Source organism: Echinicola vietnamensis DSM 17526, from assembly GCF_000325705.1.
GTDB classification, from domain to species: Bacteria; Bacteroidota; Bacteroidia; order Cytophagales; family Cyclobacteriaceae; genus Echinicola; species Echinicola vietnamensis.
In genome coordinates, this window is sequence record NC_019904.1 from 1,252,034 (window position 1) to 1,274,272 (window position 22,239).

20 protein-coding genes are annotated in these 22,239 nt (G+C 47.2%); 6 read left to right on the forward strand and 14 right to left on the reverse strand.

Annotated elements, in window-relative coordinates:
* Positions 1 to 364: 364 nt before the first annotated feature.
* Positions 365 to 1,078 (forward strand): ZIP family metal transporter, encoded by a 714-nt coding sequence (locus ECHVI_RS05300; RefSeq protein WP_015264926.1) that lies wholly within the window; start codon positions 365 to 367, stop codon positions 1,076 to 1,078.
* A gap of 17 nt (positions 1,079 to 1,095) precedes the next feature.
* Positions 1,096 to 1,665, forward strand: a complete 570-nt coding sequence (locus tag ECHVI_RS05305; RefSeq protein WP_015264927.1) for a pentapeptide repeat-containing protein — start codon at positions 1,096 to 1,098, stop codon at positions 1,663 to 1,665.
* Between the two features lie 4 nt (positions 1,666 to 1,669).
* Here ECHVI_RS05305 and ECHVI_RS05310 read toward each other — a convergent pair whose 3' ends face one another.
* The 8 genes from ECHVI_RS05310 to ECHVI_RS05345 all read right to left on the reverse strand — a co-directional run bounded on the left by ECHVI_RS05310 (position 1,670) and on the right by ECHVI_RS05345 (position 9,452).
* Positions 1,670 to 2,251: a hypothetical protein gene (locus ECHVI_RS05310; RefSeq protein WP_015264928.1), complete on the reverse strand. Its 582-nt coding sequence runs from the start codon at positions 2,249 to 2,251 to the stop codon at positions 1,670 to 1,672.
* Positions 2,252 to 2,385: 134 nt separating this feature from the next.
* Positions 2,386 to 2,988 carry a GNAT family N-acetyltransferase gene (locus ECHVI_RS05315; protein WP_015264929.1) on the reverse strand — a complete coding sequence of 201 codons (603 nt, stop codon included), beginning with the start codon at positions 2,986 to 2,988 and terminating at the stop codon, positions 2,386 to 2,388.
* A 46-nt stretch (positions 2,989 to 3,034) separates the two neighbouring features.
* A complete protein-coding gene (locus tag ECHVI_RS05320; protein ID WP_015264930.1) occupies positions 3,035 to 3,853 on the reverse strand; it encodes an ABC transporter ATP-binding protein in 819 nt (272 codons plus the stop codon).
* An 11-nt stretch (positions 3,854 to 3,864) separates the two neighbouring features.
* Positions 3,865 to 4,749, reverse strand: a complete 885-nt coding sequence (locus ECHVI_RS05325; protein WP_015264931.1) for an ABC transporter ATP-binding protein — start codon at positions 4,747 to 4,749, stop codon at positions 3,865 to 3,867.
* A 4-nt stretch (positions 4,750 to 4,753) separates the two neighbouring features.
* Positions 4,754 to 5,845 carry an ABC transporter permease gene (locus tag ECHVI_RS05330; RefSeq protein WP_015264932.1) on the reverse strand — a complete coding sequence of 364 codons (1,092 nt, stop codon included), beginning with the start codon at positions 5,843 to 5,845 and terminating at the stop codon, positions 4,754 to 4,756.
* Positions 5,846 to 5,865: 20 nt separating this feature from the next.
* Entirely contained in the window at positions 5,866 to 7,257 is a 1,392-nt protein-coding gene (locus ECHVI_RS05335; RefSeq protein WP_015264933.1) for a CmpA/NrtA family ABC transporter substrate-binding protein, read from the reverse strand.
* Positions 7,258 to 7,282: 25 nt separating this feature from the next.
* On the reverse strand, positions 7,283 to 8,554 hold the full coding sequence (locus ECHVI_RS05340) for an alginate export family protein (RefSeq protein ID WP_015264934.1): 1,272 nt from the start codon (positions 8,552 to 8,554) through the stop codon (positions 7,283 to 7,285).
* A gap of 184 nt (positions 8,555 to 8,738) precedes the next feature.
* Positions 8,739 to 9,452 (reverse strand): Crp/Fnr family transcriptional regulator, encoded by a 714-nt coding sequence (locus tag ECHVI_RS05345; protein WP_015264935.1) that lies wholly within the window; start codon positions 9,450 to 9,452, stop codon positions 8,739 to 8,741.
* A 202-nt stretch (positions 9,453 to 9,654) separates the two neighbouring features.
* Between ECHVI_RS05345 and ECHVI_RS05350 the strand changes: the two genes are divergently transcribed.
* Both ECHVI_RS05350 and ECHVI_RS05355 read left to right on the forward strand, forming a co-directional pair.
* Complete coding sequence (locus ECHVI_RS05350) at positions 9,655 to 10,137, forward strand: GNAT family N-acetyltransferase (RefSeq protein ID WP_015264936.1); 483 nt, start codon at positions 9,655 to 9,657, stop codon at positions 10,135 to 10,137.
* Between the two features lie 39 nt (positions 10,138 to 10,176).
* The gene (locus ECHVI_RS05355) at positions 10,177 to 10,743 is read left to right on the forward strand and encodes a Crp/Fnr family transcriptional regulator (protein ID WP_015264937.1); all 567 of its coding nucleotides are present in this window, start codon (positions 10,177 to 10,179) and stop codon (positions 10,741 to 10,743) included.
* Here ECHVI_RS05355 and ECHVI_RS05360 read toward each other — a convergent pair whose 3' ends face one another.
* A complete protein-coding gene (locus ECHVI_RS05360) occupies positions 10,744 to 12,987 on the reverse strand; it encodes a S9 family peptidase (protein WP_015264938.1) in 2,244 nt (747 codons plus the stop codon).
* A 281-nt stretch (positions 12,988 to 13,268) separates the two neighbouring features.
* Entirely contained in the window at positions 13,269 to 15,530 is a 2,262-nt protein-coding gene (locus tag ECHVI_RS05365; protein WP_015264939.1) for a TonB-dependent receptor family protein, read from the reverse strand.
* A gap of 434 nt (positions 15,531 to 15,964) precedes the next feature.
* On the opposite strand from ECHVI_RS05365, the gene ECHVI_RS05370 reads away from it, so the two are divergent.
* Complete coding sequence (locus ECHVI_RS05370; protein ID WP_015264940.1) at positions 15,965 to 17,125, forward strand: homogentisate 1,2-dioxygenase; 1,161 nt, start codon at positions 15,965 to 15,967, stop codon at positions 17,123 to 17,125.
* Positions 17,126 to 17,274: 149 nt separating this feature from the next.
* On the opposite strand, the gene ECHVI_RS05375 is transcribed toward ECHVI_RS05370, so the two are convergent.
* Both ECHVI_RS05375 and ECHVI_RS05380 read right to left on the reverse strand, forming a co-directional pair.
* Positions 17,275 to 18,384: an acyltransferase family protein gene (locus ECHVI_RS05375; protein WP_015264941.1), complete on the reverse strand. Its 1,110-nt coding sequence runs from the start codon at positions 18,382 to 18,384 to the stop codon at positions 17,275 to 17,277.
* A gap of 67 nt (positions 18,385 to 18,451) precedes the next feature.
* The gene (locus tag ECHVI_RS05380) at positions 18,452 to 19,342 is read right to left on the reverse strand and encodes a M28 family peptidase (RefSeq protein ID WP_015264942.1); all 891 of its coding nucleotides are present in this window, start codon (positions 19,340 to 19,342) and stop codon (positions 18,452 to 18,454) included.
* 151 nt (positions 19,343 to 19,493) lie between these two features.
* Here ECHVI_RS05380 and ECHVI_RS05385 point away from each other — a divergent pair, with 151 nt between their 5' ends.
* Positions 19,494 to 20,549 carry a hypothetical protein gene (locus ECHVI_RS05385; RefSeq protein WP_015264943.1) on the forward strand — a complete coding sequence of 352 codons (1,056 nt, stop codon included), beginning with the start codon at positions 19,494 to 19,496 and terminating at the stop codon, positions 20,547 to 20,549.
* Positions 20,550 to 20,571: 22 nt separating this feature from the next.
* Here the strand turns inward: ECHVI_RS05385 and ECHVI_RS05390 are convergent, their stop codons facing one another.
* Together ECHVI_RS05390 and pnuC are read right to left on the reverse strand one after the other, a co-directional pair.
* A complete protein-coding gene (locus ECHVI_RS05390; protein ID WP_015264944.1) occupies positions 20,572 to 21,111 on the reverse strand; it encodes an AAA family ATPase in 540 nt (179 codons plus the stop codon).
* Positions 21,095 to 21,715, reverse strand: a complete 621-nt coding sequence (gene pnuC, locus ECHVI_RS05395) for a nicotinamide riboside transporter PnuC (protein ID WP_015264945.1) — start codon at positions 21,713 to 21,715, stop codon at positions 21,095 to 21,097. The genes ECHVI_RS05390 and pnuC overlap by 17 nt, the downstream gene beginning before the upstream one ends.
* Positions 21,716 to 22,239: the final 524 nt, after the last annotated feature.

Below are 22,239 nucleotides of genomic sequence, written 5' to 3' on the forward strand. Positions count from 1 at the left end.
ATTTCCTAAACCATACCGTTGCGATCAATGAACTTAGGTTAAGTAATGCCGAAACAAGCTAATTAGCGGGAATTGATGGCAAATAGCGCAAGGCAAGCGCATAAAACAGGCTGCTATTGTTCTATTGGCTGTTCCGCTGAAAGTGGTGACTGCCAGATCGTTTCTACTCGCAATGACGTAAGAAACCCGTCGTGGCAATGAACAGCGGGAAGAATCCTGAATGCAGGCAGGGAATTATTTCGTGGGATTACCATCCGCCCACTTGATTCTTGATGAGCGGCAATCATCCATTCAGCGATAAATCCCGATATATCATTATATTTAATGGTCCACTAATTAGAGTAACATTAACTATTTCATTCTCATGGATACGATAAGTAAGATTTTGGTGTATGCCGGTTTTTCAGGGATTACCGTTTTTATTGGGGCACTCCTGGGCAAGGCCTTTAACCACCACGTTCATAAACGGACCGTAAAGTATGAAATTTCACATACTGCCATGGCCTTTGGAGGTGGGATAATTTTGTCTGCTGTAGCACTGGTCTTGGTGCCAAAGGGCCTGGAAGAGTTGCCTTTATGGCCGATGCTGTTTTCTTTTGGACTTGGCTCCGTAACCTTCTTTTTGATCGATCGCTACCTGGAACAAAAAGGTGGAAAAATGGCCCAGCTGTTGGCGATGCTAATGGATTTCGTTCCTGAGTCCATCGCCTTGGGTGCTTTGTTTGCGAGTGATCCATCCACGGGAACCTTGTTGGCCATATTTATTGGTCTTCAGAATTTACCCGAAGCGTTTAATTCTTATCGGGACATGGTCCTGAGCGGATTTACCGTGAACAAGACGCTGATCATGATGTTTTTCTTGAGTTTTGCAGGAATAGGAGGCGCCATGATCGGTCATTATCTGCTCAGGGATTATCCGGATATTACAGCCCACCTGATGGTGTTTGCCAGTGGTGGCATTTTATATTTGCTCTTTCAGGATATCGCTCCAAGCAGCCAGATGAAAAACCACCAATGGGGCGCCATGGGCGCTTGCTTGGGTTTTATGGTAGGAATGATAGGGGAAAAGGTCATTTAATTTCATTAAATTCAAGCATGAAAACAGCCTATTTTGAAGCCAAGGAGTTTTTTGAAGAAGATTTTAGCACAGGTTTTCCCACGGGAGAATACGAGGAATGCAGGTTTGTGCGCTGCAATTTTGCGGAAGTGAACCTTCGTGACGTCGTTTTTTCGGAATGTACGTTTGAACATTGTAACCTTAGCAATGCCCAGCTTCAAAATACCAGCCTCAGGGATGTTGAGTTTTCCAGTTGTAAACTATTGGGCTTGCGATTTGACAAGTGCAATCCATTTCTGCTGACCGCTACTTTTGTGGAGAGCCAGCTTGATTATGCTTCTTTTTATGGCTTGAAAATGAAGCAGACGACGTTTAGGTCCTGCAAGATGCAAGAAGTGGAGTTTGTGGAGACTGATCTGACAGGATCAGTATTTGACCAGTGTGATTTACGTCAGGCGGTCTTTGATCGGGCTCTATTGGAAAAGGCGGATTTTAGGACAGCGGAGAATTTCTCCATTGATCCAGAACGAAACCAGCTCAAAAAGGCCAAATTTTCCTTGGCCACTGTCACGGGGTTATTGGATAAATACGATATTACGGTTCGGTAAATGGCTATTCTTTCACTTCGCCGCTGTATTTGCCCAAGAAGACATTGACCCCTTTTGGCATGGGGTTGCCGGCTGCTCGCCTAAGGGTAGCCACTTGTCCGCTATGCCACAGTGCATCTGCCAATGGGCCATTGATCAGGATCCACAAGGGGTGCTCTCCACGGACTTTTACGGCGGCTATTTCAGCGTCATCCATGCTTACTAGGCGGTCATAGACGGCTTTTAGCAAGTGGAGGCTTTCCTCCCGAGCTTCCATGGGGCTCGTTTCCGCTAGTTTGGTGTATGGTGTTTCCAAGACAGCATTATGGATCACGATGCTCAAATCATAAATGTGGAGCAAGGTCTTCCCAATGGACCTGGCGTCATCTGATGCCTTAAAGTCCATGTTTTCATCCTGCAGGCCCTGTGTCGCATAGCGGTACCGGAAGCCTAAGCTTTCTACCATTCTGGCCGCTACGGTACCTGGGCTAAAAGAGTCGGGGTAGGTGCTGATATCAGCAAATGGAAGTGGCCGAGTTTCTTGTGCATTTACAAAATTCATATGGCAAAAAAGGGCGATGATGAAAAGAAATGTATAAGGCTTCATAAGATTGTTTAAGACAATAAATAGAAATTACGGCAAGGAAGCAAAAAGGTTGGCTAGCGCAGGCAAGTCGAACCAGGCAGCAGAACTGGGAGGTGTGCACCGACTGTCATTTTACTGATCCATTTGCCCAATAATTAACCAATAAAATGGTTCATTCGGTAGCTCAGGTTTTTTTTGACGCCATGCCATTCTTGCTGGATAATGGAAAAAACAACCGTGTCCCGGTAGGTGCCATCAGCATTCAGCCGGTCATTGCGGAGGATGCCGTCTTGCTTGGCTCCAAGTTTAGCAATCGCATTGCGAGAGGGAAGGTTAAACCAATCGGTCTTGAACTGAACACAAATGAAATCCAGTTTTTCGAAGGCATGCTGGAGCAGCAGGTATTTGCATTCACGGTTAAGGCCGGTTCTTTGGACGCTTTTGGCGTACCAGGTAAAGCCGATCTCAAGGCGTTTGTGCTTGGCTTCGGCGTTGCAGTACCGGGTGCAGCCCACGACTTTTTCTGATGCGTTGTCAATAATCACAAAGGGCAAGCTTGTGGAGGCAGCTTGTTGTTGAAGGGCTTGCTCTATGTATTGGTCCATGGTTTCTGGTGAAGGAACAGACGTATACCAAAGCTCCCAAAGCTTTCCGTCAGCAGCCGCCTCGATCAGCCCATCACGATGTGCCTGTTGTAGTGGAACGAGGGTGACTTTTTCTCCTTTCAGGGTTAAGGGCGTGAGCCAGTGATTTTCCATAGCGGATCTCTTTAAACTTTTGCTGGCTCGAATGTACGAATAAAAATCAGTGGTTTAGAAAATTCATGAGATAGCCCCGATAGTCGTAATATTCGGGATGCTCCAAGACTGCTTTCCGTACCCGCGGCCGCTCAAATGGAATGATGAGTTCATCGCCTATTTTGGCATAGGGGCCACTGGTCATCATGATGACGCGATCGGCCAAAAAGATGGATTCGTCCACGTCATGGGTAATGGCCACGGCCGTGATTTTCTCCCGCTGCCAAATTTCCAGCAGGACATCCTGCAATTCCCCCCTGGTCAAGGAGTCCAGCATCCCGAAAGGTTCATCCAATAGCAGTAATTTTGGCTTCAGCGCAAATGCTCTGGCGATACCCACACGTTGCTGCATGCCTTGGGAGAGGGAATGGGCCTTTTTGTCAAAATCAGCTCCAAGACCAACCTTGTCGAGGTAATATTTACAGATGTCCTGTTTCTGTGCGCGACTGGCATGGGGAAATACTTGTTTGACACCGATCATGACATTATCCAAGGCAGAAAGCCACGGCAATAGGCTAGGGGACTGGAAGACGACTGCCCGATCCGGTCCTGCCTCGATGACAGGGGTGCCATCTACCTTGATTTTCCCACCTGAAATGTCGTTTAGGCCAGCGATCATGGTGAGGAGGGTTGATTTTCCACAGCCGGAATGGCCGATGATCGAAACGAATTCTCCTTTGCGAATACTTAGGTTAAGGTCATCCAGTACCACATAGTCTCCTTTTGGGGTAGGATAGACCTTTTTGAGCTGATCGCAAACGAGCATTTCAGGTTGATCTTTCAGGTGTTGGACGGTTTGGTGCTTTCGTTCTATTAAGGCTTGCATGGTGAGGGAATTTAGAAGTATTTGACTTTTTCGCTTTTTCGTTTGATTCCAGGAAATACCCTGCCCGGCAGGACGGGTTTTAGGTCGGGGAGAATGTAGTGTTGGTCTCCGGATTTTTTCCTACTGGCTCCTACTTCTATCAGGTATTCGATGATTTCATTTCGGAGTTTTTTATAATCATCGTTTTGATTGATGGCGGAGAGGTCTCGGGGACGTTCGATGTCAATGGTAAATTCAGGACCCAAAGTGGCCTTGGGGCCAGGTGTTAGCGGGATAATGCGATCGGCCATCAGGATGCCTTCATCCACATCATTGGTAATGAGAATGGCGGTTTTCTTGTCCTGACTCCAGATACGGATGATTTCTTCCTGTAGGCTTCCTCGGGTGAGGGCATCCAGGGCACTTAGCGGTTCATCCATCAGTAAAATTTCCGGATTCATCGCCAGTGCACGCGCCACCGATACCCGCTGGCGCATTCCACCAGAAAGTTCTTTGGGCAGTTTGTCCATGGCAGGGGTGAGGTTTACCATGCCAATGTACTTTTTGATATGGCTTGCTTTTTCTTTGGAGGACAGCTGTGGAAATACTTCATCCACTGCCAGCTTGACGTTGTTGTAAACAGAAAGCCAAGGGAGCAAGGAGTAGTTTTGGAAAATCACACCTCGGTCGGGGCCTGGCCCTGTGACGGGCTGCCCGTGCAGGAGCACTTCTCCTTGATCAGGAAAAGCCAGCCCATTCAGGAGATTGATCAGCGTGGTTTTGCCGGATCCAGAAAATCCCACAATGGCCACAAATTCACCTTCTGCCACCTGGAGGTTGATATCCGAAAGGACGTCTACCCGGGAAGCTCCCATGCCAAAGGATTTGGATACGTTGTTCAGTTCTATGATTGCCATAAGATTATGCTTTTTGGAAAGTCATTAGTTGCTGGACGGTAAGCATGATGCGGTCCAAGAGAAAGCCGATGATGCCGATGATAAACATGGCCACAATGATTTTGGCATTGGAGTCGCTGGCGCCGTTTTGGAATTCTTCCCAAACGAAGCTTCCCAAGCCGGGACTTTGGGCCAGTAGCTCAATGGCAATGAGTACCATCCAGGCCACGGAAACCGTAATCCGCAAACCAGTGAAGATCAAAGGAAAGGAAGCCGGTAGGATGATTTTGAAAATCTTTTTGCCCACACCGAGCTTGAGTACCTTGGCGACATTAATATAGTCTTTGTCCACAGAGGAAACGCCCAAGCTGGTATTTACCAAAGTGGCCCACATGGCACAAAGCCCTACACTGATGGCCGAAATGATGAATGACTTGTCCATTTGCGGATCGGTGATGAGGGTTTTGACCACCATGAATACCAATAGCAGCCAGACCACCGGAGAAACCGGCTTGAGGATTTGGATCAGCCAATTGAAGGAATTTCGTAAAACGTCACTTAGGCCGATGATGATCCCGATGGGGACAGCGATGACCAAGGCCAGTAAAAAGCCAGCCGCGACGGTTTTTAAGCTGGTACCAATTTGATCGACAAAGGAGGGCCTGCCGGTGTAAGTAATGGGATCGAGTCCTTGTTCCGCTCGCTCAGCATTGGTATCGGCTACTTTTTCACGGAACTCCCTTTTCTTGTCCGTAATGTTCAAGTGATCCTTCCAAAGGGAAATGTAAGCGGCATATACCTGTTTGGGAGAAGGAAGCGTGTTTGGCTGGCAGCTGATATCACCCGATGCGATACAGTCGGCCATGGCTGCGGCAGCTTCATCGCCTTGCTCCGTTCTGGCTTTTTCGATCCGAGCTTCGGCTTCTTTATTATAAAGTGCCGTAGCACCCAGGTGCCATACCAGGATAAATACCAGGATGGAAAGCAGGGGAAGCAATGTTCCCCTGACTAATGCCAGTCCGTTTTTCTTCGGTTCTTCTCCTGCAAATAACCGTACCAGTGGCTCCAAAAAGCCAAGGCCTAGGGTGCGCATGGTGTGGATTGTTTTATCTTTCATGGCATATTGGTTTTTTGGTGTTAGTCCTTATTTCCAATCTTAAAGCTGTTGATGTATTGGATGGGGTCTTTTCCATCGTACATGGTGCCGTCGATAAATTCATCGGTGGCGGGTTTGTAACCATCCGTTTCTGGGATATCTTCTGCGTCCAAGTTTCTTTCTGCTAAGAGCATTTCTGCAGCTTTTTCCCAAATATCAGGGCGATAAATGTCCTTAATGGTTTCGTGGTACCACTCTTCCGATTTGCTTTCAGGAATCTGGCCCCATCGGCGCATCTGGGTAAGAAACCAAATACCGTCTGAATAATAGGGATAAGTGGCATGGTGACGGAAGAAGACGTTAAAGTCCGGCATGGATCGCTTGTCCCCTTTTTCAAATTCAAACGTCCCGGTCATGGAATTGGCGATGACCACCGAGTCTGCTCCCACATACTCTGGACGGGAAAGGATGCCTACAGCTTCTGGACGATTTCCTGGAGTGTCCAGCCATTTTCCTGCTCTGATAAGGGCTTTGGTGACCGCAATGGCCGTGTTTGGATTTTCGTCCACAAACTTTTTGGACATCACGAAGACCTTTTCAGGATTGTTTTTCCATATGTCGTAATTGGTGGTTACCGGTACACCAATGCCTTTGAAGACGGCTTGCTGGTTCCATGGTTCTCCTACGCAATAGCCATAAATGGTTCCTGCTTCCAGGGTAGCAGGCATCTGTGGCGGAGGCGTTACGGATAGCAAAACATCCGCATCCACCTGGCCTTGGGAGTTGTCAGCGGTATAAAAGCCAGGGTTGATCCCCGCTGCTGCCAACCAGTAACGGATCTCGTAGTTGTGTGTGGATACCGGAAAGACCATTCCCATTTTAAAAGGCCTTCCACTGGTTTTATAGTCTTGGATGACAGGGGCCAAGGCATCCGCTTTGATGGGGTGTTGAGGTCGCCCATCGGCATCTTTAGGAATGTTTGGCTCCATTGCTGACCACACTTCGTTAGAGACCGTAATGCCGTTTCCGTTGAGATCCATGGAAAAGGGAGTGACCAGTTCGGCCTGGCGTCCAAAGCCCGCTCCCGCGGCGATAGGCTGCCCGGCAAGCATGTGAGAACCGTCCAGTTGGCCGTCAATGACCCGGTCGAGGACATTTTTCCAATTGGACTGGGCTTCGATGGTGACGTAAAGCCCTTCGTCTTCGAAGAAGCCCATTTCTTTGGCAATGGCCAGTGGAGCCATATCGGTCAGTTTGATAAAACCAAAGGTCAGTTGGGGCTTTTCTATCGCAAGTTTATTGCTGTTGGAGGATTCATCAGTTGTTTGTTCATTGGATGCGGACGAATTTCCACCGCCACAGCTGGCCAGAGAGGCCGACAGAAAAGGCACTAGGATACTGGCCACAATCCATTTTGATTGTAGATATTTCATAATGTTGCTATGTTTTTAAGTTAACTTACTTTGATGAGGTGAATAAGGTAGGTTTGAAAGTGATCATGGTCCAGGCCCAGTTTTGGATGTGGGTGCGGTCTCCACCGCGAAGGGATTCCATGGTGTCCGTGGCAAACATCTGGGAATAGCCAATGTTCCAGGTGACGGCTTCCGCAAGCTTGATGGCATATACCAAGTCTATTTCTGTTCCCATGGCCTTGGAGAGGGATTCACCCGTTGTGTCATACTGACTGGAGCCTGTAAAAAACTGATGCAGGTGCCCTTGAAGACTTCCTTTGCCGATTTTCCATTTGGTTTTGAGGTAAATGTCGTTGACACCTATAGCGCCATTGGCAGGGCCTACGTAGAAGTAATCCATGAACCCGTTAAAGGCATGGTTGGTGCCAAAGTCAGGGTTGAAGTTTGTGTTCTTGCCATCTGTAAGATCATCGTCACCGGAGATGTATTCCACACCAAAGGTCAAGGGAGTGACTGCGGTGGGAATGGTCGCATTAATGCCTGCCAAAAAAGCACTGACATCATTGGTGCCTTGTTTGCCAGATTGATAGTAGAAATCCCCTTTTAGGGTTACCTGCCCGATGGTTACATTCGGGATGAAGCCAAAGGTTTGCTTGTTGGATACGGTACTGTCTGCATTTTGGTACCCCGCGTTATGGGCCAAAAGCGAGAAACCCCCAGTGTTGAAATCCTTATGGAACCAAGCGTATTGCATGGTTTTATAGTTGCCGGCTACACTATAAAAATTGGCTCCATCGCCTTGTAGGAAGGTTGGCTCTGGCACATCATCATCTTGATTATAGGCCAGTCCTACATGCAGCTGGGTATCTTTTTCTTCACTTTCGTAGATAAAAAGAAGGGCATCGTGCCGTCTTCCTTGCTGCGCCCATTCCAGGCCACCGAGGAAGCGCTGGTTATCATAGGACAGGATCTGGCGACCCACCTTGACGGAAAATTTGGGATTGAAGAAATACTGGCCCCAAGCTTCACTGATGAAAGTGTTACCGGGTTCTTTTTTGAAGATTTGCGTGGTTTCGCCCCAGATACGAATATCCTGAAAGGCCAACTTAAATACAAAGTCGCTGTTGGTATAGTCCAGGTAAAGTCTAGAGCGTTGCTCCGTAAAAAAAGCAGGATCCTTGCTATCATCTGTTAAGGTTTTAAAACCATTTCTAAATTCCGACCTTGGTCGTACTTCGGCCGAAATACGGACCTGAGCAATGGTATTGGTCACCAAAAAGCTGCATAAAATGATGGTTAGGAGATAAATCTTCTTCATGGGTTGTGTTGTCGTGGTATGAAAATGAATAAGTATTATTACGTATTGTTTATGCAAACTTAAGCTACGTAGTGGAGAGGTTCTATGCATAAATGCAGGTTGTCGTCCCTTTTTATACCATAAAAAAACCTGCAATTTCGCAGGTTTTCATTCATAAAAGCATCATAAACTACTTTAAAAGGATTTAGCTATCAATAAAGTAATTGTGTTCCGAAATCTCTTTTCTAAGTAATTCTACGTTTTTTATTCCTAAATTTCTTCCTGATGCCTGAATGAGTCCTTCTTTTTTCAGTGAGGAAATGATTCGGATGACCTGTTCATCCGTGGTGCCGGCAAAATCAGCTATCTCTTTTCTGGATAACTTTACATCGAAAAAGCCATCTTTCTGGCCAAATTTTCTATTAATATACAAAAAAGCATCAATAACTTTCTCACGAACAGTCATTTGAGCAAATTTCTTGACTTTGGTTTCGCTTCTACTGAGTTCTTCTGCGTAAAAGGTCATCAAATCATAGCTTAATGACGGCAACTGCTGTAACATCTCTTTCATCTTTTCGGTGGAGAAATTGCAAAGGGTCGTGTCCTCCAGTGCCGTGGCCGAGATGTGGTAGGCTTGTCCTGCTCCAAATCCCCGGTGGCCGATGATGTCTCCATCTTTGGTAAGCCGGACAATTTGCTCTTTGCCGTTCAAGCCTGTTTTTGCCACTTTTACCTTCCCATGATTGATAAAATACAAGCCGTGAATGGGCGCTCCCTCGATGATAAAGTTTTGCCCTTTCTTACAGCGAATGGTGCTCTTATGCTCCAAAAATACAGCCATTTCCTGAAGATGACAGTTTCGCTTGATGATGCAAGAGGTATTGGTACACGTATAGCAATGTGGGTTGTGCGTTTCCATATTCTCACTATTTATACGTAAATATACGTATTTTTATTTAGAATACCGTAAGTAGTGTGGAAATCAAAGGGATGGAGCGTGAATAATTGGCCTGTTGGAGAAAAATGTCCAGGTTTTGTGGTTTTATACCGGAAAAATGTTGAAATTATTTACTAATAATCTACAGGTAAATGTCTTTCATGAGCCATAAAATCACCCCGATATGAATGCTTACGACATAATTATTCGACAAGCTGAACTAAATGATATGATAAAAGTCCAGCAATTGTACGTGGAAACGATCCAAAATTCCTGTAAGAACGATTATTCCGAGGAGCAGATTGCAGCTTGGATATCCTCTGTCATCAATGAGGCAAGGTGGCAGCAAGCCCTCAAAGAAGAGTTTTTTCTAGTAGCCGAATATGATGAAAAGATCGTAGGTTTTGGTGCATTGAAGGATGACAATTACATTGATTTTATGTATATCCAGCATGAATATCAGCGTTTGGGTTTGGCCGAAAGACTATTAAAAGCATTGGAGCATCAGGCAAAAAAGAATCATTCAGCGGAGATCATAGCAGATGCCAGTAAGACGGCCGTGCCTTTTTTTGAAAAGATGGGTTTTCGAATGGTCCAGGAAAACACCAAAGTCGTCAATGGCCTCGAGCTCGTGAATTATCGAGTGGAAAAAGCATTTTTAGAATAGCATACTTATCGCATAGCCCTTTGGATTTTACCCAGTCCCATGGAAGCCATCAGAAGATTTTTCGAAGCACAAGTGCCCTTGAACGATAAGGACTGGCTGTATTTTGCCCAAAAACTAAAGGAAAGGCATTTTCCTGCCAAATCCCCCATCACCGCTGCTGGTAAACCTGAGGAATACCTTTCCTTTATCCAAACAGGAATGGTGCGGTACTATATTCCGGGAGAACAGGAACTGACATTTGGTTTTTCGTTTGCCGGAGAATTCATGAGTGCCTACGATGCATTTTTGACCCATTCGCCAAGTAACTATACGATTGAAACGCTTGAAGAAACCACCGTTTGGAGCATTACCCATGCTGATTTGCAAGCGGTTTATGCGAATACCGATGTAGGAGAGCGTATCGGAAGGCATGCAGCCGAAGGGTTGTTTTTGAAGAAAGCCAAGCGGGAACTGGCCCTCTTGGAGGATGCTCCAGAACAACGATACCTTAACCTCTTCTCGGAACGGCCCGAATTGATTCGTAAAATACCCCTGAAGTATATTGCGAGTTATATTGGCATTACTCCCCAAGCCCTCAGCCGGATCCGGAAGCGCATTTCCCTGTGATCATTGATTTATCGGTACCTTTTCCATCAGGTAATTGGTCAAGAGTGTGTAAAGATGGCGACGCGTATTCATGCCCTCATAAATGCCGTGGGATCGGTTTGGATAGGCAATCATGTCAAATTGCTTGTTCTGACGGATCAGCTCATTGACCAATAATTCCTGACTTTGGTAATGGACATTGTCGTCATTGGTGCCGTGGACCAAGAGGAGGTTACCTTCCAGGCCTTTGGCGTGGGAAATGGGAGAGCCTTCGATAAAATCTGCTATGTTTTCTTTGGGTAGCCCCATATACCGTTCCTGGTAGATATTGTCATAGATCAGCTGCAGGGATACTCCTGCCACCGCCATGCCGGTATGGTAGATTTCTGGATACTTAAAGAGCAGGTTTTGCGTCATGGAGCCACCACCACTCCATCCCCAGACGGCGACACGGCTAGCGTCTACAAAAGGAAACTGCTGGAAGACTGCTTTGGCTGCCAAAGCTTGGTCCTTTGCATTGATCCGGCCTACTTTTCGATAGATACTTTTGCGCCATTCACTGCCTTTCAGGCAAGGAGTTCCGCGGTTGTCCATATCGATGATGATATAGCCTTTTTGGGCCAACATGATGTTCCATAGGCCAATAAAATTGTCCGTCGCCACCGCACCCCAAGGTTCACCGTACACATGAAAAAGCACAGGATATTCCTTTTCCGGGTCAAAATCCACCGGCTTGATCATTCTCCCATCGATGGGGACACCTTCTTCGGTGGTGACTTGGAAAAAGGTTACTTCTGGAAGGGCCAGGTCTTGCAGCTGTTGCGCATAGGGGGTATTGGTTACCAATGGCCGAATGGGCTTATGATCTGGCAAGCTGATTAAGGAGTATCGCGTAGGAGCCAACGCCTCATCGTGTTGCTGGATCGCAAATTTCCCATTGGGAGCGCAGTTGTACAGGTTTATCCCAGCCATTTCGGCTGGCGTTACCCGCTTGACCTTTCCTTTCCAGTTGGCTTGATAGAGAAATCGCTGGGCGGTATTCTCCGGAGAGGCATGAAAATAGATGGCCTTATCCGTTACTCCTGCGATAGAGGCTACATCAAAATCAGTAGGTGTCAGCAGTGTTTTTTCTCCAGTAGCAATATTCACTCGGTAAACATGACGCCAGTCATCGTCTTCCGTCATCCGCAAGAAAGCCTTGTTATCGTCTATTAGCTTTAGGTCATTTTCTTCCCATCCTCCTGCCGAAACATCCGGATAGTAGATATCCACCCAAGTGTCCTCAGTTTCGACATAAAGCTGCTCCAGGGCAGCGGTACCCAAATCGTATTTCCATACGGTTAGTTTATTCTGATGGCGGTTGAGCTGTTGGATGAGCAGTGTTTCTTCATCCACCCACTGCATGCCCGGAAGGTAATTTTGGTTTGCAGTGCCCGGAATCGGCACCCAGTGGATATTTTCTCCTTTCAGGTCAGCGATGCCCAGCTTGACTGCAGAAGGATCCTGGCCTACTTTGGGGTATTGGATGGGAAGGGGTTTGGAATAAATGGAATCGATATTATCAATCATATAGAAGGTTCCGACACCGGAGATATCAAAATTCCAGAAGGCCAAATGCTCACTGGAAGGACTCCAGCGAAAGCCGTCCCGTGCCCCAAATTCCTCTTCATATGCCCAGTCAAAGGTACCGTTGATGATGGCCTCATTAGCCCGCTTGGTGAGCTGCGTCACCTCTCCACTGGCAATGTTTTCCACATAAAGGTTAAAATCCTGAACGTAACCGACATGCTGTTGATCGGCAGAGAATTTGGCAAACATCAAGGAGGACGCTGGAAATTTACGGCCTACCTGACGGAGTTCTTCCGTCTCCAAATCCAATATCCAGTAATCACCCTTTGTATTTGCCCGCCATACGCGGGAGCTATTGGTAAAAATCAAGAGCTTGGTCTTGTCGGGCGAAAAGGAAAAGCGCTCCACACCGATGGAGCCATCGGCACCATCGGGCACCAGCTGCTCTCCCGTTACCAAAAGACTTTTTTCACCTGAAGAGGTTTGGTACTTCGCAATTTGCGGGTTGCCATCTGCGGCCCGCTCGACCACGGCATAGGCGTCTCCATTGTCAATCCACTGGTAAGCGCTCATCCCTTCCTGCTGAAATTCTCCAGAATATATCCGGTCGATGTCCAATAGGGAATCTTGCGCTTGGCCAAGATGACCAAGCAGCATCAAGGCGGTACAATATGCGATAAAGGTTAACTTCTTCATAGTGGTGTTATGATTGATGATGGTGGTGTTGAGCCTTTTAGTCCAAAGGCCTTCCAATACTACAGTTAAAAATAACCATATTCAGACAATTATTAACCTGAAACGGTCAAGGAATGGCCTTCTGGTAATGGGGTATTAGGAATGGTCAATCCTGTAGAAATGTGGAGGCGCGATGGCAAGGCATTGTGTTTTCCTCAGTTGATAAGACCGCCACACCCGTTTCCATTCAAAACCCGCATTCTCCAGGGTGGATGGGTGTGGCGGCCATGTGCAAGATCACGTTAGTACCTCATTTTTACTTTTACCCCTCCGTAATAATTGCGGGCTGCAGCAGGTTGAAAATAGCGCCCACCATAGGCATTGAGGTCATTTCCAAGGCTGTATTGTTCGTTGAGCAGGTTGTCCACCCCACCGAAGAGTTCCACTTGCCAGGCACTTCCGAAGTTTTTGCGCCATCCCAGCCGAGCATTCATCAGCTGGTAGGGATCTTGCATGACGGTGTTGTCATCGGTCAGTGGAATTTCATCTACCCACTGGTACGTCACATTCAGGTAAAGGCCATTTCTGGAAATAAGGTCTAACTTATTGACCAGATTGTGTGGGGGCACCCCTGTGAGGGCATTTCCGGAAAAATCTTCCCCATCATTGACGTAATCTTTGAAACGAAAGTGATGAAAGGAATAGGAATGGCCCAACTTCAGTTCTTGGATAAAGCCCATGGGATGCTGGAGCAGGTAATAGTCCAGCTGCGCCTCGATGCCTTTCTGATCAGTGGCGCCGGCATTGCGGAACAAGACCACTCCTTGGGAATTGGTATAAGTGGTGATGGTCTCGTCCAGCTGGAAGAAAAAGGCACTGGCATCCAACTGTACCTTGCCGTTCAAGTATTCCCCACGGTAGCCAATTTCATAATTGATTCCCTTTTCTGCTTGCAGGTCGAGGTTGATGCTGCCTTCATTGGTGCGGACTTCATCGATGGTAGGTGGCGAAAAGCCCGAACTGATGCTGCCGTATACCGCAGCATTGGCCGTCAGCTGCCCAGACAGCCCGATTCTCGGCACCACCACTGGATCAAATGTCCGTGCGGCCGCATACGGATTGCCTGATGGGCTGGCATCTACCGTTCTGGTGATATCGTAGCGGGAAAAGTTTTCACTTAGACCAATTGTCATCAGCAAGGAACTCGTCCAATTGATCTCAATTTGCTGAAAAAGGAAGCCCTGTGTGGTGATCAGGTCATCCGCAAACCGGATCGTGTCCGCTTGGCCATTGCGATTGCCAAAGTTCTGTGCACTGGTATTGGCAAATTGATATTCTCCACCAAAAAGTACCCGCACCGGGAATGCACCCCACTGGTCATCCAGCGTAAACCGGGTCCTGGCACCATACCCGTATTGGGTTTCCCTTTTGTAATCCAAGTTGAAGGGATTTTCGAAGTCAGTGGTCTGAAGGTATAAGGTGGTGTGATTGCTCCAGTGATCGTTAAATTCATAATGATGGGAGAGGGTGCCATAAAGGGTTTTTTGCTTGATAGAAGCATTTTGTTCTGCAGCACCCGGTCGGGCTTGTCGTGGATTTTCGGCCACTTGGTCTGCTGTCAACCCTCCGGGAATTTCATAAAACAGATCCGCGTAAAGGAGCTGTGTGGTAAGGCGTTGGTGGTCGGATGGCTCAAACCTTCCCTGCAGCTGAAACACGCTCCTGTCCAGCGCACTGTGATCCCGATATCCGTCTGATTGTTGTGTTACATAGCTGGCCGAAAGGCTTCCGCTTTCCAGCATTTGGTCCACCCCGACCCGGTATTTTAGCAGGCCGTAGCTCCCACCCATGGTGGAAACTTCCGCTTTATTTTGGGTGACACTTCCAGGAGTAAAGGAAATCACCCCGCCATTTCCAGCGCCATAGATGCTTCCTGCGGGGCCTTTGATGATCTCAGCGCCCTGGATGTTGGTAAGGTCCAGGAGATTTAGGGCCGTCGTGCCATCGGGTGCGGTAAAGGGAATTCCATCCCAGTAGATTTTTACATTGCGAACGCCAAATGGTGCCCTCAGCGAACTACCTCGAATGGAAACGCGATAGCTGCCGGGAGCCCGCTGTTCCAGACGAATGCCAGGCTTGGTGTTCAATGCATGGACGATGGCAGTTTCATTAAAGCGGTATAGTTCGGCTTGGTCCACTTTGCTGACAGCCGCCGCCTGTTCCATCAATCCCCGTTCTGATTCGAAGGAGGTGACGGTGACCGCTGATAGGCTGTTGGTCTTTTTGATCAACTTGATGGTGGCAGCACTGTCTGGAATAATGATGCCCCGAAAGGGCTCGTAGGAAATATGCGTAAACAAGGCATTGGTTTTCTCGGCCAAATCCAGTGAGATCTGCCCCCTTTCATCCGAGATGTGTTTGGTTCCATTATCCAAGTTGGCGATTGCCGAAGGGATGGCTTCGCCACTTTCCGCATCGATAAGCGTAAGGGACGTTTGGCCCATTAAGGCTAGGGGAAAAGCACTTAGCAAAAATAGGAATAGGCAATAGGGTAAGCGTTTCATAAAAGTAAAATTAACCAGTTATTTAAGATTGGCGCTAATAGTGAAATGGAAATTTGAAGGATCTTGGTGAATACCAACGGATAAGTAATGGAACAGGTTCCGCAAGGCAATCTGTTCAGGAATGGTCTATTTTCACCAAGGTAATTTGGTGGTGTAACCTTGGCCCATGGAGGCCAATTCCTGCGGGATTGATTTTTTTGTATAATTTGTATAAAAGGTTCAAGACGGTTCATGTAAAGATGCATCTGGAATCGGTGGTGCCATAATGGCTTTATAGTTAAACAATTCATTTTGATGTAGGTTTTGTTCAGCGGTAAAAGGATTTTGTTCGATTTATTATACCAGCGGTTATAGATGGACAAAATTGGAGAGAGGGTAGCAAGAGATGGTGAGAATTTTGTAAATTGTAATAGCGCTATAAACCCAAATAAACTATGGCATTTTATCATCGACTAGGTGAAATCCCTCCAAAAAGACACACGCAATTTCGTCAACCGGACGGCAGCCTCTACAAGGAGGAACTTGTAAGCTCAAAAGGCTTTTCGGGTATTTATGCCACCCTGTACCATATCCACAACCCCAACCGGGTGACGGCGATGGGACAGCCCTTTCCCTTTTCATGGGAAATTGCAAGCGACTATGGCCTCCAACAAACGCACCTCGATACCTCAGCAGTGGCCGTGACGGGCGCAGATTACCTGAGTGCCCGCAAGATCCTGCTCAGAAATCACGATGTGATGATGGGAATCTGCATCCCTGAACATCCACAAATGGACCATTACTTCAAAAACGCCGATGGAGATGAAGTGATTTTTATTCATGAAGGTAGCGGAGTGCTTTTTTCACAGTTTGGCCGATTAGCCGTGAAGGCGGGTGATTATGTGGTAATTCCCAGGACCACCATTTACCGGTTTGAATGGGAAAAGGGAAAGGTTCGCCTCCTGATCATTGAGGCTTCCAATCCCATAGAAACTGTCCGCAGGTACCGAAATGATGTGGGGCAGCTGCTGGAGCATTCTCCCTATTGTGAGCGGGACATTCGTGTGCCGGATAGGTTGGTGGTGGAGGAAGAAAAGGGTGATTACCTCATTCAGATCAAAAAGAACGGGCATCTTTATCCGTATCATTACGAACATAGCCCTTTGGATGTAGTAGGCTGGGATGGTTATTTGTATCCATATGCCCTCAGCATTCACGATTTTGAGCCTATAACTGGCCGCATTCACCAGCCACCACCCGTGCACCAAACCTTCCAATCGGCAGGGTTTGTGATTTGCTCCTTTGTGCCCCGGCTATTTGATTATCACCCTCAATCCATTCCTGCCCCTTACAATCATTCCAATATAGATTCCGACGAGGTGCTGTATTACGTGGATGGGGAATTTATGAGCAGAAAGGGCATTCAAAAGGGATCCTTTACCCTTCACATGGGCGGCCTTCCGCATGGCCCACATCCAGGCATGGTGGAAAAGAGCATTGGTGCTACCAAGACCGAGGAAACTGCGGTGATGCTCGATACGTTTAGGCCCTTGCAGCTGACCCAAGAAGCCCTCCAATATGTGGATAAGCGTTATCCTATGAGTTGGACGGAGTGATAGGGCTGTTTGGCGGTATTAGCGGTTCTGGTTTTCAGGAGGCGGGATTGGCATAAGTAAGCATCCCGATCTTAGGCGTTCCTGATTTCGAGTCGGGAAGTCAGGGACTGTTATCATGATCCGAGCTGGCTTTTAAGCCTTCCAATCCACTACACCTTGATGATAATATTTCTTTTCCACATAAAATAGGCAGGGATAAACAGGATGATCATCATTAGAATAGCCCCACAGAGAGAAGCATCTTTTGGCGCGAGCCATCCATTGAAAAGCGCTTCTTGTAAGAAGAGCTTCAAACTGACGCGTGTTCCTTCCCAATTCACTTTTATCAATCCAAACAGTTTGGCGATCACACCCGACAGGAAAAACACCGTGATGGCATTCATTCCATAAATAACAAAAGGCAGGGACCATTTTTTCCAGCCCTTGACATCTAAGATCCAATAACAAGCTGCCAATCCCAAAAATGCCCATCCAGCAGTATAGAGCACGAAGGAGCTGGTCCAGAGGGCTTTGTTCAAGGGGAAAAACAGCGACCAAGCGAGGCCCCCAAAGACCAAGGTCACTCCGGCAATTCCCCATTTGGTCAGGCGCGCTTTGTGGGAAGAATTTCCGGTGAGGATCTTTCCACAAGCCACTCCCAGCAGGCAAGTGACAATGGCAGGTAACGTAGAAAACAAGCCTTCCGGATCCCACGTTTTGGTCTGGGACCACATGTGCCCGGTAAGTACCTGTTGGTCTATCCATGCCGCGAGGTTGGTGCCCGGTTCAAGGTTGGCAGGACCTATGCCCGGTACCGGAATAAAGGTCATGCATAGCCAATAGCCGATCAGAAGGATGCCAGAGGAAAATACCAATGCCTTTGGCGACCAATACAAATACATCACCGTACTGATAAAATACACCAGGCCAATTCGCTGAAGGACTCCGGGAAACCGAAGATGTGCCAAGTCAAAATAGGGAATGGCTGTCAGCAGTAAGCCCAAGCCGATTAACTTCAGTGCCCTGATCAATGACTTCCTGAGCAGGAAACCTTTTGGAGTCCCTTTTTTTAGTTGGCCCCCAAGCGAGAGTTCTATGGCCACTCCGACGATAAACAAGAAAAAAGGAAATATCAGGTCTGTGGGAGTACAGCCGTGCCATTTGGCGTGTAACAAGGGCGCATAAACATGTGACCATGAGCCGGGATTATTGACCAGGATCATGGCAAATATGGTGATTCCCCGAAAGACGTCGAGGGCTAGAATCCGCTGTTTGGGCATAAAAAAACGATTAGTGGTAAACTAATCGTTAATATATTGATTTAAGTTATATTAAATACTAAAAATTTTAATTTATCTCCTGATCAAAATCCATTACGCTGTTGAGGATCAACTGGACCACGTGATAATAGAAATCTTGGTTTACCTTATCGAAGGTGTCCGTGTCGCGGTGGTAATCAGGGTGATCTTCCACTCCAAAATACACAAACGGGATGCCTTTTGCATGGAAGGGGGCATGGTCAGAAGCACTCGTCCAGTCGTCATGTCCCGATCCGGGGAGGTCATGCCCAAGCTTAAGTGTTACCTTGGAGCCTTTTGCTGCTTCTTCCAAAATGGGTTTTAGCTGTGGATAATGATGGGTTCCACAGGCATAAATCTCATTTTTATCACTTCTACTTATCATATCCATATTGATATTTAGGATGACTTGTTCCAGTGGAAACGGAAAATCACGGACCAAGGCTTTGGCGCCTTGGAGGCCCATCTCCTCTGCATCCAAGGCTGCAAAGATCATGGAATGTGTCGGGCGGTTTTCTGCAAAATAAGTGGCCATGGCTATCAAGGCCGCCGTTCCGGAAGCATTGTCATCTGCACCGTTATAGATTTTACCGTCCTTTTTGCCCAAATGGTCGTAGTGAGCCGTGACCACGATGATTTTATCCGATTCCGTGCCAGGGACAAAGCCCACGATATTGGCGGCATTTTCTACTTTTGTTCCTTTCCCAAAGCTAAAGAGCTGGGTAAAATCATCGTATTGGCTGGTCAGCCCAAGGGCAGCAAACCGACTTTTGATCAGCTTTTGCGCTTTCTTACTGCCTTCGGTCAAAGGTGCCCGGCCTTCCAGGGCATCAGAAGCCAGGAATTGAAAATCCTCCATCAGTTGGGCGCGATTGATCCGCTGGCCGGAAACGCACAAAGGGCTGAGGATAAAGAGCATCAAAACGATGATTTTTGGCATTCTCATGGGATTATGCATGGCTAGAGATAAAGTATATCAATGAAAATACTAATTTAGTCTTTTGGTAAGGTCTAACGCTGGCGAAGCCTCCGTGAATTTTCCAAACGAACATTTGCTGACAAATATGCTCAAAAAATCAAGGATAAGTTTCATGCAATATAGCGAATTATTGCCTTTCGGCTTAAAATCACTTTTGCTCCTGATTTCATTTTTTATGGTGTCATTTCAAATTTTTTGCCAAAGTCAACTGCCTGATTATTTTTTGGATGGAAAGGCCATCGTGTTTGTATCCACTGCGCCTGGTGCGCGGCCTATCATGCAGTGGGAGGGCATTGCCAAAGAAATTCATCCCGCCTTGGTGGAAGCAGGTGGGGATCCAGTGGCCTATTATGAACTGGAAGAAGTAACCCTCTCCGAGGAAATCCAGCGCGCCTATGCCAAGACCTTCAGCCAGCGCCTGATCAAAAATATCGTTATCCTGACGCGCGTCGGGAATGGTGATTTTTACTTGAACATGCTGGAATATTCCGGAAATGAAACCATTATCCCTTCAGCGAGCCCTTGGAGCATCCATTCCTCTGACCTGGAGACGCTCCAAGAACGCCTTGTCGCAGCAGGAAAGGGCGTACGCAGTAAAAACCTGATGCCATTGGATGTGCCCACTTTCTTGCCTCCTCTCGTCGGAGGTGGACAGGCGGCGAGCAATACCGCATCCAGCAACATCCCTGTTTCGGCACGTTTTGTGGCCAAAAATCCCTTAAACCTGGACATCTTTAAATTGGGGATTCCGCTATCAGGAGCCAGTGGGGAGACGGCCTTGCTCACCAAATACCGCTATGACCTCTATGGTAAGTCCGAGGAGGAAGCCCTTGCGGCCCAAAAAGCAGAAAAGGCAAATTTGACCCGTATTTTTGAGCAATATTATCCCCATCAGACGGAATTTCTTACAGAAATCCGTTCTGATGAACAGTTGATCGATGATCGCGTCCAATTTGTCCTGACACGTGTGGAAGGCCGGGAAGCCGACTTGATGGAGAGCATGGGGCTGAACCCCTCAGGCCTCCAAAATCCGGACAGGATTGTCGTTAAATATTACATCAAATTCTTGGTAAGAAACGAGCTGTATATTGGCCCAAAATGGGATGCCGATCCCAATGGGCAGACGGCATTGGTCAATTTTTTGAAGCATTTGCAGATGGAACCCTGACTTCTTCACAGGACGCGAAAGGTCATACCCCTTTGCCCAGGTGATGTTGGATGGCGGTTATTGCTTTGCTGAGCCGCTGATCCAAGTTACCGGAGATGTTGACCACGGGAGCATTGGCAGTGCTCATCAAGCGCTCATACCAATCGTAGAAAAATCGTCTCATTTCGGGATCGGGGTATTCACGCTGTGGATCTTCTTCCCAAGGGATGTCGATATCCGTCAGCAGGTAAAGATCATAGTGTCGCTGTGCAATTTGCTCCATGATCCAATCGGCAGTTTTGTGGTATTTGTATTCACTCCAAACATGGATTACGTGGAGGTCGGTATCACAAAACAGCAAGGACTTGGCTTGCTTTAACTTTTGCTCTTCCCGGTTGATTTGGCCTTTGGCTATTTCCAAGAGGTCTTCGTACCGGTATTCCCTGTCCAGCTGCTCAATGTATTCCCGCGCATATTCTGCAACCCATGGCACGCCATAATGTGCCGCTAATGCCTCCGAAAGAGTGCTCTTGCCGGTAGATTCCGGACCAATGACGACAATCTTTTTAGGCTGCTTTGGCATAGGCTTTTGCTGATTTAATCCACGCGATTAGGCCAATAACGGCCAGTACCGTAAAAAACAAAAATTGAAACGAGGTAAGCACCAGTCCTTTGTAAAAATAGAGGGGTACAGACACCAAGTCCGTAATGATCCAAGCAATCCAGTTTTCCACTTTCTTTTTGGCCATCAGGTACATGCCGACGAACGCAGAGGATGTCGTAAACGAATCCCAATACGGCACATCACTGTCGGTATAAGTGGAAAGGACAAGGTAGAGGATGCCATAGGAAACGATCAATAGCAGTATGGCGGAGATCCAGCCTTTCCATTTGAGCCAGGTGACCGGCAATACGGCGTTTCCGGGCTTAGGGTGGGTCCAAACGTACCAGCCATAAATGGACATGGAAAAGTAATAGGCATTGATGCCCATGTCGGCATAAAGCTTCACCTGCAAACAAATCCACACATAAATCAACGTGCTGATAATGCCTGTGGGATAGACCCAAATATTTTCTTTCATGGAAAAAAAGACACTGGCAATGCCAAAAACCACTGCAAATGCCTCTAGCCAAGTCATTTGCTGAAGCCCTGCGACAAAACCATCGATAATCCATTGCCAATCCATGCCTCGAAATAACGTCAAAAATCCGTGAAAACGAAGGGATGCTTGCAGGAATATCGGGGTTTCAAGTAAGAAGTTGGCGGTAGAAGTAGATCAAGCAGAAAAGATGGGGGGTAGCCTATTTCGATGGGTAAATATGTTCTTTGCTACCTTTGGCTGCTGTTTGGCCACGGATGAACATTGATAATCACAGATAGGATGCTTAAGGCGTAGCAAATCCATGGCATTGTGTATAATGTAAACTCGAAAGTTAGCCCCAAAGGGGCGGCACATTCATAGCCATAGGTGAAGCCCATGGTGAATTAACCCATTCAACGTTTTCCGTTTTAGCCGCATTCGAGCGGATGGAGGAAAAGCATCGTTTTAGCGGTGTGAAATTTTCTTTCATAAGACATGTCGAAAATCATCCCCAGAAGTATTGAGCATGGGATGTGCTGAGCCAACACAGGAAAGGATGGCATCTTTGGCCAAAGGGGAAACCTATGGTGACCTCGTCAATGAAACATTTATCCATACCCATTTTCCCT

What these genes read in the sequence shown, in the direction of transcription:
- ECHVI_RS05315 (WP_015264929.1), bottom strand. Translation starts at nt 2,988, where the DNA reads ATGGAAAATCACTGGCTCACGCCCTTAACCCTGAAAGGAGAAAAAGTC.
- ECHVI_RS05390 (WP_015264944.1), bottom strand. Translation starts at nt 21,111, where the DNA reads ATGCCAAAGCAGCCTAAAAAGATTGTCGTCATTGGTCCGGAATCTACC.
- ECHVI_RS05355 (WP_015264937.1), top strand. Translation starts at nt 10,177, where the DNA reads ATGGAAGCCATCAGAAGATTTTTCGAAGCACAAGTGCCCTTGAACGAT.
- ECHVI_RS05375 (WP_015264941.1), bottom strand. Translation starts at nt 18,384, where the DNA reads ATGCCCAAACAGCGGATTCTAGCCCTCGACGTCTTTCGGGGAATCACC.
- ECHVI_RS05330 (WP_015264932.1), bottom strand. Translation starts at nt 5,845, where the DNA reads ATGAAAGATAAAACAATCCACACCATGCGCACCCTAGGCCTTGGCTTT.
- ECHVI_RS05310 (WP_015264928.1), bottom strand. Translation starts at nt 2,251, where the DNA reads ATGAAGCCTTATACATTTCTTTTCATCATCGCCCTTTTTTGCCATATG.
- ECHVI_RS05320 (WP_015264930.1), bottom strand. Translation starts at nt 3,853, where the DNA reads ATGCAAGCCTTAATAGAACGAAAGCACCAAACCGTCCAACACCTGAAA.
- ECHVI_RS05350 (WP_015264936.1), top strand. Translation starts at nt 9,655, where the DNA reads ATGAATGCTTACGACATAATTATTCGACAAGCTGAACTAAATGATATG.
- ECHVI_RS05380 (WP_015264942.1), bottom strand. Translation starts at nt 19,342, where the DNA reads ATGCCAAAAATCATCGTTTTGATGCTCTTTATCCTCAGCCCTTTGTGC.
- ECHVI_RS05365 (WP_015264939.1), bottom strand. Translation starts at nt 15,530, where the DNA reads ATGAAACGCTTACCCTATTGCCTATTCCTATTTTTGCTAAGTGCTTTT.
- ECHVI_RS05345 (WP_015264935.1), bottom strand. Translation starts at nt 9,452, where the DNA reads ATGGAAACGCACAACCCACATTGCTATACGTGTACCAATACCTCTTGC.
- pnuC (WP_015264945.1), bottom strand. Translation starts at nt 21,715, where the DNA reads ATGGATTGGCAATGGATTATCGATGGTTTTGTCGCAGGGCTTCAGCAA.
- ECHVI_RS05335 (WP_015264933.1), bottom strand. Translation starts at nt 7,257, where the DNA reads ATGAAATATCTACAATCAAAATGGATTGTGGCCAGTATCCTAGTGCCT.
- ECHVI_RS05360 (WP_015264938.1), bottom strand. Translation starts at nt 12,987, where the DNA reads ATGAAGAAGTTAACCTTTATCGCATATTGTACCGCCTTGATGCTGCTT.
- ECHVI_RS05370 (WP_015264940.1), top strand. Translation starts at nt 15,965, where the DNA reads ATGGCATTTTATCATCGACTAGGTGAAATCCCTCCAAAAAGACACACG.
- ECHVI_RS05325 (WP_015264931.1), bottom strand. Translation starts at nt 4,749, where the DNA reads ATGGCAATCATAGAACTGAACAACGTATCCAAATCCTTTGGCATGGGA.
- ECHVI_RS05340 (WP_015264934.1), bottom strand. Translation starts at nt 8,554, where the DNA reads ATGAAGAAGATTTATCTCCTAACCATCATTTTATGCAGCTTTTTGGTG.
- ECHVI_RS05385 (WP_015264943.1), top strand. Translation starts at nt 19,494, where the DNA reads ATGCAATATAGCGAATTATTGCCTTTCGGCTTAAAATCACTTTTGCTC.
- ECHVI_RS05300 (WP_015264926.1), top strand. Translation starts at nt 365, where the DNA reads ATGGATACGATAAGTAAGATTTTGGTGTATGCCGGTTTTTCAGGGATT.
- ECHVI_RS05305 (WP_015264927.1), top strand. Translation starts at nt 1,096, where the DNA reads ATGAAAACAGCCTATTTTGAAGCCAAGGAGTTTTTTGAAGAAGATTTT.